The 13,571-nt window shown below is 37.2% G+C and carries 9 protein-coding genes; 7 read left to right on the top strand and 2 right to left on the bottom strand.

Annotated features, from left to right (window positions below):
• Positions 1-91 precede the first annotated feature (91 nt).
• Both ATE47_RS08255 and ATE47_RS08250 read right to left on the bottom strand, forming a co-directional pair.
• On the bottom strand, positions 92-1,507 hold the full coding sequence (locus tag ATE47_RS08255; RefSeq protein ID WP_062161519.1) for a M17 family metallopeptidase: 1,416 nt from the start codon (positions 1,505-1,507) through the stop codon (positions 92-94).
• Positions 1,508-1,511: 4 nt separating this feature from the next.
• A complete protein-coding gene (locus ATE47_RS08250; RefSeq protein WP_062163490.1) occupies positions 1,512-2,633 on the bottom strand; it encodes an alpha/beta hydrolase in 1,122 nt (373 codons plus the stop codon).
• Between the two features lie 215 nt (positions 2,634-2,848).
• Here ATE47_RS08250 and glgB point away from each other — a divergent pair, with 215 nt between their 5' ends.
• From glgB to odhB, 7 genes are all read left to right on the top strand, one after another.
• Positions 2,849-4,798: a 1,4-alpha-glucan branching protein GlgB gene (gene glgB, locus ATE47_RS08245; RefSeq protein WP_062161518.1), complete on the top strand. Its 1,950-nt coding sequence runs from the start codon at positions 2,849-2,851 to the stop codon at positions 4,796-4,798.
• Positions 4,799-4,805: 7 nt separating this feature from the next.
• Positions 4,806-6,212, top strand: coding sequence for a glycogen synthase (locus tag ATE47_RS08240; RefSeq protein WP_062161517.1), 1,407 nt, complete (start codon positions 4,806-4,808; stop codon positions 6,210-6,212).
• Between the two features lie 33 nt (positions 6,213-6,245).
• Positions 6,246-6,743, top strand: coding sequence for an FEKKY domain-containing protein (locus tag ATE47_RS08235; protein WP_150114804.1), 498 nt, complete (start codon positions 6,246-6,248; stop codon positions 6,741-6,743).
• Positions 6,744-6,757: 14 nt separating this feature from the next.
• Complete coding sequence (locus tag ATE47_RS08230) at positions 6,758-8,026, top strand: glucose-1-phosphate adenylyltransferase (protein ID WP_062161515.1); 1,269 nt, start codon at positions 6,758-6,760, stop codon at positions 8,024-8,026.
• Between the two features lie 172 nt (positions 8,027-8,198).
• A complete protein-coding gene (locus tag ATE47_RS08225) occupies positions 8,199-9,239 on the top strand; it encodes an SRPBCC domain-containing protein (protein WP_062161514.1) in 1,041 nt (346 codons plus the stop codon).
• 124 nt (positions 9,240-9,363) lie between these two features.
• Positions 9,364-12,180, top strand: coding sequence for a 2-oxoglutarate dehydrogenase E1 component (locus tag ATE47_RS08220; RefSeq protein WP_062161513.1), 2,817 nt, complete (start codon positions 9,364-9,366; stop codon positions 12,178-12,180).
• Positions 12,181-12,285: 105 nt separating this feature from the next.
• A complete protein-coding gene (odhB, locus tag ATE47_RS08215; RefSeq protein WP_062161512.1) occupies positions 12,286-13,548 on the top strand; it encodes a 2-oxoglutarate dehydrogenase complex dihydrolipoyllysine-residue succinyltransferase in 1,263 nt (420 codons plus the stop codon).
• The last annotated feature ends 23 nt before the right edge of the window (positions 13,549-13,571 follow it).

Genomic DNA, 13,571 nt, shown 5'->3' with positions numbered 1-13,571 from the left:
ATTAATTAAATAATATTAAAACTCGAAATAAGGTGCGTATTTGAAAATTTTTCTATCAATTATACAGAGATTTTTTGTAATAAACTAATTTTTAGTGATAATTTTCGATTAAATCTGCCAATAATTGCACCCCAAAGCCGGTTGCAGCCTTCTCTTTTGCATATCCTACACTTCCAAAAGCTACTCCTGCGATGTCCAAATGAGCCCATTTCGGATGGTTTTCAATGAACTGCTCTAGGAATTTTGCGGCTACAATACAATCACCAATTGGTTTCATGGAAATATTCTTCAAATCCGCTACATCAGACTGGATATCGTCTTTCCAAACGTCCCACAAGGGCAGGTTCCAAAGCCTTTGATTGGTTTTGTCGCCGGTTTTTATTAGAAGATCTTTTAGTTCTTCATTATTCGAAAACATTGCGCCGCAGGTATCACCAAACATTCGTACTGAGCTGCCCGTCAATGTTGCAAGGTCAATTAAAAAATCTGTTTTGAAGTTTTTCGCCATATAAGAAAGCCCGTCTGCCAGAACCATTCTGCCTTCTGCATCGGTGTTCAGCACTTCGATCGTTTTTCCGTTATAAGCCGTAATCACATCACTCGGAAGGAAAGCGTTTTCTGAAATTGCGTTGTCCGTAATGGGTAAAATAGCAATGATATTTACGGGAAGCTGTATTTCCGCGGCATAAATTAAAGTTCCTAAAACTGCTGTGGCACCACCCATGTCAGACTTCATATAGTGCATGTTTTCATGGCTTTTCAGCGAAATTCCACCGGTGTCAAACAACACACATTTTCCTACCAGTCCAAAAGTTTTTGCATTTTTAGCGGTGGTTTTATATTCCAGAATCGTGAATGCTGCATCATAAGCACTTCCTTGATTGACAGATAGATAAGCTCCCAGTCCCAGTTCTTCACATTTTTTCCTGTTGAAAGAAGTATATTTTAAACTATATTTTTTTGCTATATTTTTTAAATATAAACTTAAAGCATCAGGTTTTTTAAGATTTGCAGGTTTGTTCAGCCATTCCTGACAGGCAATTTGTCCATTGCTTAGTGCTTCAGCCTTCTGAATAATCGCATCTAATTTTTTCTGACTTAAATTTTCAAAATGAAGCTCAGATTTTGCATTCCAAAAAGCATGATTTCTTTCAAAAGGGTAGCTGTAAGTTCCTATCAACAGACCTTTTACAAATTCTTCAAACTGTTTTTCAGTCATAAAATCAGCCAAAACCAAAGTAGGAACAGCCTGTAATTTTCCTTTATGAGTTTGTGAAAATTTTACGGCAACTTGTTGAATTTCGAAGTTTTGTACAGAAGATTTTCCCAAGCCTATAAAATAAGTGATGCCTTCTTCATGGGCATTTACAAAAATTTCATGTTTTTTTCCTGTAAAAAAAGTAGAAATGTTCTTATTGAAGTTTTTATTGGTTTTTATCCATTCCTCTTCCGTAAATAAATGGAAAACTTGAGTATAATTTTTATTTTTCTTGTTGATTAACTTCATAATTTTAATTTTTAATGCTTTTTTGCTGCGGTTTTACTTCCACCGGATTTTCTCTGTTATCGTAGAATAGCCATTCTATTGCTCTGGGAAATTCCTGCGACCAGTAAAATTCACTGTGAGTTCCTTCCGGATTGATATTGGTCCTGAATTCAAAATCAAAAAGGTTTTTCTTTTCCCAACGTTTTAAATATTCTTCAAAAATGTGAATTCTTTTCACCATTTTGGAACCTTCCTGAGCACCGCCGTAAAGGTAAATTTTTGTTTTAAAAGGAACCCTGAAATTCATCAGCGGGAAATTATTATTGGGTTCAACCCAAAGTGATGGAGAGAAAATCAGCAGTTTAGAATACACTTCCGGATAAAGAAACCCACTGTAAATACTGATTAAAGCACCAAGAGAACTTCCGCCGATTCCGGTGTTGTCCCGGTCTCTTTTGGTTCTGTAATTTTCATCTATAAAAGGCTTTAAAGTATCGGCAATGAAGCGGATGTACTTCTTTCCTTCTGATCCGTTGGCCACATTATCATTGTCGAAAATATATTCTTTGATTCTCTCTTCGCTTCCGTGCTCTATGGCAATAACAATCACGTCACCCCGGCCATATTCCGCCAGAATGGAAAGCTTTTTATCAATTTCCCAGTTCCCGTAGCCGCTGCCTTCGTTGAACAGATTTTGTGCATCCTGGAGATACAAAACGGGATAGCTTTTATTGGAAATATAATAGTCATAAGGCAAAAGTGCCCAAACTTTTCTGTAACGCTCAAGCTGGGGAATGTAAAATTCTTCTGAAATAATCTCAACAATCGGGAAGTATTCATCTTTGAAAGGGCCCCAGTTAAGTCGCCATTTTTCAACAATACCGGACGTTTTTCCTTCGGATTTAGAAGCTTTTCTATTGGGCGTAATGTTTCCGTATTTATCCAGCTCGACATTTTCCCATCCGCCTTTTGTGAATTTAAATTCAATCACATCAGGCAAAATCTGATCATCGATTTCGATAAAATATTTATTCGGATCTAGTTGTGTAAGCCGGTAGCGGTCATCTTTTGGATTCCAGCTGTTGAAATTACCCGTGATATAGGCGGCTCTGTTATCAATTTCTTCACTATAAAGTTCAAACCTCATCATTGTGTTTAATAATTCTAACGGCTAAATTTATAAAAAATCTTTTATATCAAATTATTTTTAAAATCATAAAGGGTGATTAAAAAATATTATATATTTGGTAAAAACAAGGGATGGAAGGCGATTGAGATAATAATTATTTCAATAATAATTAACAGTTATTCTTGATATTTTTTCGTAGTTTCAAGAAAAATATAAATTAAATTAAAACCGTGATGAATTCGGTTAAAACATATACGCTTTTTACAGAACACGATATTTATCTTTTTAAGGAAGGTAGACACTATAAGCTATATGATAAATTTGGTGCGCATTCTGCTGAAAAGGAGGGGGTAATAGGTGTTTATTTTTCGGTTTGGGCTCCAAATGCCAAAAAAGTTTCAGTTATCGGAAATTTCAACAATTGGAACCATAAAGACCATATTTTGTTTCCCCGATGGGACGGATCCGGGATTTGGGAAGGCTTTATTGCAGGATTGACATGGGGAACTTTATATAAATATGCTATCGAAACTGCTCATGGAGAAATTTTAGAGAAAAGTGATCCGTATGCTTTAAGCTGGGAACAAAATCTTCAGGCGGCATCCCTGGTTTCTACAACCTGGTATGAATGGAACGATAAAGAATGGCTCGAAAATCGTTGGAAAAAGAATAGCCTGAAAGCCCCGATCTCCGTCTATGAGCTTCATCTGGGTTCATGGATGAGGAATCTGGATAATCCGGAAAGGTTTTTGAATTACCAAGATGTGGCAAAAATGCTTGTTCCCTACATCAAAGAAATGGGTTTTACTCATGTGGAATTCATGCCCGTGATGGAATATCCTTACGATCCTAGCTGGGGGTATCAGATTACAGGATTTTATGCAGCGACCTCCCGTTTTGGTTCACCACAGGATCTTATGTTTTTGATTGATGAGCTTCACAGGAATGATATTGGTGTTATCCTTGATTGGGTCCCTTCACATTTTCCGGGCGATGCTAATGGCCTTCACCGTTTTGACGGGTCTTATTTGTATGAACATGAAGATCCGCGGAAAGGTTTTCACCCTGATTGGAAGTCGTATATTTTTAATTATGGAAGAAATGAAGTAAAATCATTTTTAATTTCAAATGCCATGTTCTGGCTGGAACGTTATCATGCTGACGGATTGCGTGTGGATGCCGTAACTTCAATGCTGCATCTCGATTATTCAAGAAATGAAGGAGAATGGGAACCGAATATTTATGGCGGAAATGTGAATCTGGAAGCGAAAGCTTTTTTGCAGGAATTCAATACCGCTGTTTATAAAGAATTTGGAGATAATATCATGACCATTGCAGAAGAAAGTTCGGATTTTCCCATGCTTACGAAACCGGTCCATGCCGGCGGTGTCGGTTTTGGGATGAAATGGATGATGGGCTGGATGCATGATACACTGGATTATTTTAAAGAAGATCCTATCAACAGAAAATTTCAGCATCATAAGCTGACGTTTGCTTCGATGTATATGTATAATGAAAATTATATGATGCCTTTGTCACACGATGAAGTAGTACACGGAAAAGCTAGCCTGATCTATAAAATGAGAGGTGATGAATGGCAGAAATTTGCCAATCTCCGGGCATTGTATGTCTATATGTTTACACATCCAGGCGCAAAACTTTTGTTCATGGGAGATGAATTCGGGCAGACGAGTGAATGGAATTTTACCCGGAGTTTAGACTGGCATTTATTACAATATCCTGTTCATAAAGGTTTGCAGACGTTGGTTAAAGATTTAAATCATATATATAAGTATGAAACTGCTTTCTACGAAAATCAATTCAATCCGTACGGCTTTGAATGGCTGGAAGCAGATGATCAGGAAAATTCGGTTTATATATATTTAAGGAAGGGAAAAAAACGGGACGATGTTTGTATGGTAATTTTGAATCTTACGCCAAGAGTTTTGGATTACAAAATTGGAGTCAACGCAGGAACGCATTGGGAAGTCATTTTTAATTCTGATGATGAAATATATAGTGGAAGTGGCGTAAAATCCCAGGTTTTTAAAGAAGAAAATGAAGAATATATGCGTCACCCGAAGTCGATCAGTCTGAATTTACCTCCGTTGGCAGGAATAATTTTAAAACAGAAAAAAGACAAAAAATATAAATTACAAAGAATCAAGCAACACAAAAGATAAAGGTAAAATGGTAGTTTATCATCTAAGTACGGAATGTTATCCGGTAGCAAAAGTAGGAGGTTTGGCAGATGTGGTAGGAGCTTTGCCGAAGTATCAAAATAAAATAAAAGGTGTTGAGGCTAAGGTGGTAATGCCATGGTACAACAAATCTTTTGTTCATGATCATCAGTTTGACATAGTTTTTGATGGCTTTATTCATCAAGGAGGGAATATGCTTCAGGTACAGGTTTTGAAGGAGAAAACCAATGCTTTGGGATTTGAATTATACATGGTAAAAGTTCCGGGGCTCTTAGACAGGGATAATCCTTACGGCTATCAGGATGAAAACTTTCAGTTTCTGGCTTTTCAGCACGGGGTTTTGCACTGGCTGAGCGCGATGAAAATTCGTCCCGATGTTTTGCATTGTCATGATTATCATACAGGATTAGTTCCTTTTATGATTGAAAACTGTTCTGAATTTTCGTTTTTAAAAGGTGTGAAAACCATAGGAACGATTCATAATGGCGAATATCAGGGAATGATGAGCTGGGAAATGGCCAATTATCTGCCGTCTTTTGATGCTTACAAATGGGGATTGATGGATTGGAACGGACTGATCAACCCGCTGGCAAGTATGATTAAATGTGCCACCGCTTTTACAACGGTATCACAGGGTTATCTTGAAGAACTCTTTATCAGCTTCAGGGGATTGGAAAGTCTTGTTCGTGATGAATTTGGGAAAGCTTACGGAATCATTAATGGAATTGACACCGAAGTCTGGAACCCGGAAACTGATCCAATGCTTGATTTTAATTTTAATGTAAAAAATGCCATCGCCCAGAAGAAGAAAAACAAAGAAAAACTGTGTAAAGAATATGGTTTGAAGCCTGAGCTTCCATTGTTTGCCTTCATCGGAAGATTTGCAACAGAAAAAGGGGCCGATCTTCTGCCTGATATGGTTTGGAGAAGCATCAAACAAAGCTATGGCGCTTTAAATATTATGATTTTAGGCTCAGGAAATGCTTACATTGAAAATAAGTTGAAGGAATATGATTATACGTACAGCAATTTTGCATTGGATTTGGGCTATAAAGAACATCTTTCACATAAAATGTATGCTTCGGCGGATTTTTTACTGATGCCTTCACGGGTAGAACCCTGCGGACTGAACCAGATGTATTCGATGAGGTACGGAACAGTGCCGGTTGTAAGATATACAGGAGGTTTGCGGGATACAGTGGAAGATATATCAACGGGTGGAGCGGGAATTAATTTTACCTATTCCGGAGTTGATGATATTATCCACGCCATGAACAGGGCGATGTTGGTTTACAATCAGAAAGATATGATGGAAAACCTCATCCATGCCAATATGAATTTTGATTTTGCCTGGGAAAAATCAGCAGAGAAATATATAGCTTTATATAATAATTAAATGTTGAAAAATTTTTCTTTTTTACTTTTATTAATGTTAATTTTTTCCTGTAAAAAAGAAGAAATTTATGTAGGAGGATACTATTGGATTTATACTTACGGTCTTCCTGACATGGATAGAATAGAAGCCGCAGAAGGTATTTCTGAAAAGTGGAAAATAAAATACCACGCAGTAGGAGGATGTTTGGTAGATGATAAATTAATAAAAACAGTTGAAGCCAGAAACCGGAAAACCTACGCTGCAATTGAAAAGAGATACGAAAAAGGCTGGAAGGAAAAATATAATAAGGATTCAGAAGATTTCATGATGAAAAAAGTAGATGTCATGGATGTTTTGATCACCAATAAATTATTCCGGAACGAGCTGAAAAAATATTATATAGAAATTGATGATGTAGATAAAGATGTAAAGGAAGTAAATGATAATTTGTATAAAGTTGTAGTTTATAACAAAAAGCTAAACGCGGAAAACAAAGAATGTTTTACAGTAGATGTAAACACGAAAAATAGAACGGTAAATTTAATAAAATAAACACAAGATAATTTATGAAACGCAATGTCATTTCCATTGTTTTAGGAGGAGGTAGGGGAACGAGATTGTTTCCTTTAACATACACGAGATCAAAACCGGCAGTTCCGATTGCAGGAAAATACCGATTGGTAGATATTCCCATTTCGAATTGCTTAAACTCAGGATTGAATAAAATTCTTGTGTTGACCCAGTTTAATTCAGCTTCCTTAAACTCTCACATCAAAAATTCTTATCATTTTGATATTTTCAGCAAAGGTTTTGTTGATATTCTTGCTGCCGAGCAAAATGTTGAAAACGACAATTGGTATCAGGGAACTGCAGATGCGGTGCGCCAGTCGATGAAGCATTTGGAGAAGTATGATTATGATTATATTTTAATTCTTTCCGGGGATCAATTGTATCAGATGGATTTCCGTGAAATGCTGGACTTCCATATTGAAAAAGGCGGCGATGTTACCATTGCAACCATTCCCGTAAATGCTAAAGATGCGACAGGTTTTGGGATTTTAAGTTCTGATGATGAAGGAAATATTACTTCATTTGTCGAAAAACCAGGTTATGATATGCTGGATGGCTTAAAATCTGAAGTTTCTGAAGAAAATAAACAAAGCGGAAAAGAATATCTGGCTTCAATGGGAATTTATATTTTCACGAAAAGCATCCTTAAAAAAATGTTTGATGATGGAGCCGGCGACGATTTCGGAAAGGACATCATTCCTAATTCTATCGGGAAATATACTACACTGAGCTATCAATATGAAGGATATTGGACGGACATCGGAACCATAGAATCTTTCTACGAAGCGAATCTGGATTTATGCCAGGATTTCCCCCAGTTTAATCTTTTCTCTTCTTCACCTATTTATACAAGAGCTAGAATGCTTCCGCCATCAAAAATCAACGGTTCATACGTGAGCAAAGCTGTTTTCGGGGATGGATGTATTATTATGGCTGATAAAATCGAGAATTCCGTGATCGGAAACAGGACAAGAATCGATAAAGGCAGTACAATTGTAAATTCTTACGTAATGGGTGCAGATTTCTATCAAAATACAGCGGAAATCGTAGTAAACGACAGAAAAGGTGAACCGAATATGGGAATCGGAAAGTACTGTTATATCGAAAAAGCAATCTTAGATAAAAACTGCTACATCGGAGATAATGTAAGGATCATTGGCGGAAGACACCTGAAAGACGGCGATTACGGAACACACTCCGTTCAGGACGGTATCGTTGTCGTGAAGAAAGGGGCGGTTTTGATGCCGGGAACGCATATTGGGTGAGAAGCGGGAAGTTTTGAAGTCTGATATAATTAAAGGTTAATTAAAAAACCAAAATTAAATAGTCGCCTGTCAACTTCCACCATCCAGCTTCCAACCTCCATCCTTTAAAATAAATTAAAACAAGAGTGATCAACATATTGGTCACTTTTGTTATTTTCAATACATTTGTGCGATGCGTTTTTTTAAAATCATAGCGGTACTTATTATTTTGCTGGTTGGGGCTTATGCGGCTTCCATGTATTATTTTGTGGATGAAAGCAAAGATTTCAAGATTGAGAAAGAGGTTGATTATCCTCTTGAAAAAGTTTTTAATCAGTTTAATAATTTACAAAACTTCACCCGATGGAATAACTTCTTTACGAGCTCTCAATCAGTTGATATTGATTATTATACACCTTACGAAGGTCAGGGAAGTTCCATCAGCTATATCGACCCGAAAAACGATACCGACGGAGAAATGTTCATCCGCTACGAAAACCCGAACAAGTCATTGAGATACCATCTTTTTGAGGACAGAAATGAAAATCCAACGTTGGTTGATGTGAAATTTAAAGCAGTTTCACCGACCAAAACAAAAATCATATGGGTAGTTCAAACCCCGAAATTATCTGTGTTAAGAAGAGTAGAGAATTTCTGGACAGAAGACCGGTTTGCCGAAAATATTGATAAAAGTATGGCAAATCTTAAAAATGTTTTGGGTAATAAAGTAGAAAAAGACAACCAGATGGCGGCCATAAAATATGACAGTTTGATGGTGGAAAATGAAGAATCAAAACTTTTACTGGGAATTAACGTAAGTACATCCAATAAAAAAGATGCCCTTTTCAAAAATATCGTGATGAATTATAATAAAATTTATAATTATACAACGATGGATTTAGGCAAAAGAGACGATGAATTTGGGTTTCCTACACTCATCACAGATGCCGATAATTACAAGGATAAAGAAGTTTCATACTTCCTTGGGATTCCTCTTTCGAAAAAGTTTGGTGTTACGGATAACAACTTTAGTTTCAGAACGATAAATGCTTCCCAAAATTATGTCATGTATTACAAAGGTACTTATGAAGGAAGGGTAAAGGCGGTCCAGCAATTGATTCAGAAAGCGAAAAAAGATGAAATGCGTTTTGGAGATATCCGCCAGACTTTCATCGAACGCCCGACGGAAGGCCAGGAAGTAAATATGAAGCTCTCGTTATCAGTATTTAAGTAAATCGACTGAATTTATTTATTTTATAGTTTTTTTAATAGTTTAAAGGCTGTTCCAAGTCGGTTTTTTTTATTAAATTTGAAGATTAATTCTACAAACAAAATTTAATAATAGATAAACTGTAATAATGGACAGATTTTCATTCCTAAACGCAGCTCATTCTCAATTAATTGAGGATTTATACCAACAGTATTTAAAATTCCCGGACTCTTTAGAACCATCATGGAAAGCCTTCTTTCAAGGTTTCGATTTTGCCTTGGAGAATTACGGTGATGAAGATAACATCCAATATACACAATCTTCGGCATCTTCTGCTCCGGTAGCGCAGCAGGCGGCTCAGGCAGCTTCAAACGGTGAAGTTCCTGAACACATCAAAAAAGAATTTAAAATTGTAAACCTTATCGAGGCTTACAGAACAAGAGGGCACCTGTTTACAAAAACAAACCCGGTAAGAGAAAGAAGGCACTATACACCTACTTTAGATATTGAAAATTTCGGATTAAGCAGTGCGGATTTAAATACGAAATTCAACGGTGCGGTAGAAATCGGTTTCAAGGAACCTGCAACTTTGAAGGAAATTGTGGATCGTTTACAGACCATCTACTGTGATTCTATCGGTGTAGAATATATGCACATCAACAATGTTGAAGAAAAAGATTTCATCAAAAGATGGCTGCAGGTAAACCAAAATCATGCAAACCTTTCAGCGAACGAAAAAACTGAGATTTTATTAAAATTAAATCAGGCTGTAGCTTTTGAAAATTATCTTCATACAAAATTTGTAGGACAGAAGAGATTCTCACTGGAAGGTGGTGAAACTTTGATTCCAGCATTGGATCAGTTGATCTCAAGATCTTCTCAATTAGGCGTTGATGAGGTTGTTCTAGGAATGGCCCACAGAGGAAGATTGAATGTTTTAACAAACATTTTCGGGAAATCTTACAAGCAGATTTTCTCAGAATTTGAAGGAAAAGAATTTGAAGAAGATGTATTCTCCGGTGACGTAAAATATCACTTGGGATCATCCAAAAAAATAAAAACAGCTTCCGGAGAAGAAGTTGCTATTAACTTAACTCCAAACCCATCTCACCTTGAAACGGTTGCAGCCCTTGTAGAAGGAATCTGCCGTGCAAAAGTGGATGACAAATACAAAGGAGATTATTCTAAAATCTTACCAATCGTGATTCATGGTGATGGTGCTATCGCAGGGCAGGGTATTGCTTACGAAGTAGCTCAGATGATGACGTTGGAGGGGTACAAAACGGGTGGTACGGTTCATATCGTTGTTAATAACCAGGTTTCATTTACCACAAATTATATTGATGCAAGATCTTCAACGTATTGTACAGACATCGCAAAAGTGACGGAATCTCCTGTAATGCACGTAAATGCTGATGATGCGGAAGCAGTGGTTCATGCCATTCATTTTGCTGCTGATTTCAGGGCTAAGTTTGGTAAAGACGTTTATATCGATTTATTAGGATATAGAAAATATGGTCATAATGAAGGTGATGAACCAAGATTTACTCAGCCTAATTTATATAAAACAATTTCTAAGCACCCGAACCCGAGAGAAATTTATAAAGATAAATTATTGAAGGACAGTGTAACTTCAAATGAGGTTATCGCTAAAATGGAAACTGACTTCAAAGGTCTTTTAGATAAAGATTTTGATGCTTCAAAAGAAATTGAGAAAAATATCATGGATGTTTTCATGGCAGACGACTGGACGAATTATCCGATTGCAAAAAGAGGAGCAGTTCAATTGCCTGTTGATACAAAATATGACTTAGCTAAGCTGAAAGAACTGGCCATTAAAATGTCAACACTTCCGGCTGATAAAAAATTCATTAATAAAATTACAAGACTTTTCGAAAACAGAATCAAGGCTATTGAAGGAAACTCTTTAGACTGGGCTCTTGGAGAGTGGCTGGCTTATGCTACGCTTCTTATGGAAGGACACAATGTAAGAATTTCCGGCGAAGATGTGGAAAGAGGAACGTTCTCTCACAGACATGCTGTGGTGAAAACTGAAGATACGGAAGAAGAATATATCCCATTAAGACACGTTTCAGAAAGTAGATTTGATGTGTACAATTCTCACCTTTCAGAATATGGTGTTTTAGGATTTGATTACGGATATGCGATGGCTTCACCTAATACATTGACAATTTGGGAAGCACAGTTCGGGGACTTCGTAAACGGAGCTCAAATCATTGTAGACCAATATTTGGCTGCTGCAGAAGAAAAATGGAAAATTCAGGATGGTTTAGTAATGTTATTGCCTCACGGTTCGGAAGGGCAGGGTGCGGAACACTCTTCAGCAAGACTGGAAAGATTCCTTACACTTTGTGCTAATGAAAATATGGTGGTAGCAAATATTACTTCTCCTGCAAACTATTTCCACCTGTTAAGAAGACAATTAAAATGGCCATTCAGAAAACCATTAATTGTAATGAGCCCAAAATCATTATTAAGACATCCAAAAGTGGTTTCTCCGCTTGAAGATTTTGCAAACGGTTCGTTCCAGCCAATCTTGGATGACCCAACTGCAGATCCTAAAAAAGTGGAAAAAGTAGTACTTTGTTCAGGTAAATTATACTTCGAATTATTGACGAAGAAAGAAGAGCTTAACGCTGAAAATATCGCATTGGTAAGATTTGAGCAGTTATATCCTCTTCAAACGGATGCTATTGAAGCGATTTTCAATAAATACGAGAACAAAAAAGAGCTGGTTTGGGCACAGGAAGAGCCGGAAAATATGGGTGCTTGGTCTTATATCTTAAGAAATTTCAGAGATACAGGAATCCAGGTAGTTGCCCCTGTTCCGAGCGGTGCGCCTGCTCCGGGAAGCCATAAAATGTTTGAGAAAAATCAAAATGCAGTAATCAACAGAGTATTCGACAGAAATGATGCTCCTGTGAAAAGACCTGTAACAGCTTAATTAAATAATAGAAGTTAGAGATTAGAAGTTAGAAAATTAAAAAGTCTTTTATCTTTTTTCTTATATCTAAAAGAATAATAATCATTAAAAAATAAAAAATACGATATGTCAGTTTTAGAAATGAAAGTTCCTTCACCGGGCGAATCAATAACGGAAGTTGAAATTGCAACTTGGCTTGTGAAAGATGGTGATTACGTAGAAAAAGATCAACCAATCGCTGAAGTAGATTCAGACAAAGCCACTCTTGAATTGCCTGCAGAAGAAAGTGGTGTTATTACTTTGAAAGCTGAGGAAGGTGATGTTGTACAGGTAGGACAAGTGGTTTGCTTAATTGATATGGACGCTGCAAAACCTGCTGGTGCTGCTGCTCCGGCTGCTGAAGCTCCGAAAAAGGAAGAAGCTCCAAAAGCTGCTGAACCTGCAAAACAGGAAGCTCCAAAACCTGCTGCTCAACCGGTAGCTGCTGCAACTCAAACGTATGCGACAGGTGCTCCATCTCCTGCTGCTAAGAAAATTCTTGACGAAAAAGGTATCGATGCTTCTCAGGTTTCAGGTTCAGGAAGAGACGGAAGAATCTCTAAATCTGATGCTGAATTGGCTGCTGTTCCTGCATTGGGAGGAAGCCCTGTTTCTGCTACAGGTTCAAGATCTACAACGACTACAAAACTTTCAGTTCTTAGAAGAAAAATCGCTCAGAGATTAGTTTCTGTAAAGAATGAAACAGCGATGTTAACGACTTTCAATGAAGTTGACATGTCTGAAATCTTTAGACTGAGAAAACAATATAAGGATGAATTTGCTCAAAAAAATGGAGTAGGACTTGGTTTCATGTCTTTCTTCACAAAAGCGGTTACAAGAGCATTACAAATGTATCCTGACGTGAATGCGTCTATCGACGGTGATTTCAAGGTGAACTACGATTTCTGTGATATTTCAATTGCAGTTTCCGGTCCTAAAGGATTAATGGTTCCTGTATTGAGAAACGCTGAAAATATGTCTTTTGCAAGCGTTGAAGCAAATATCAAAGACTTGGCTACCAAAGTAAGAGACGGAAAAATCACTGTTGACGAAATGACAGGGGGTACTTTCACCATCACAAACGGTGGTACTTTCGGGTCTATGATGTCTACACCAATCATCAACCCTCCTCAATCTGCAATCTTGGGTATGCACAATATCATCCAGAGACCGGTTGCGGTTGACGGACAGGTGGTAATCCGCCCGATGATGTATGTTGCAATGTCTTATGACCATAGAATTATTGACGGTAAAGAATCTGTTGGATTCCTTGTTGCAGTGAAAGAAGGTATCGACAATCCTGTTGAAATCTTACTAGGTGGAGACGAAAGAAAAGGTCTTGGCTTATAAATTTTGATAAATTATAATATAAT

Source organism: Chryseobacterium sp. IHB B 17019, from assembly GCF_001456155.1.
Classification (GTDB): domain Bacteria; phylum Bacteroidota; class Bacteroidia; order Flavobacteriales; family Weeksellaceae; genus Chryseobacterium.
Note: the sequence above shows the minus strand (reverse complement) of the source record. Positions and strands in the feature narration are given on the sequence as shown.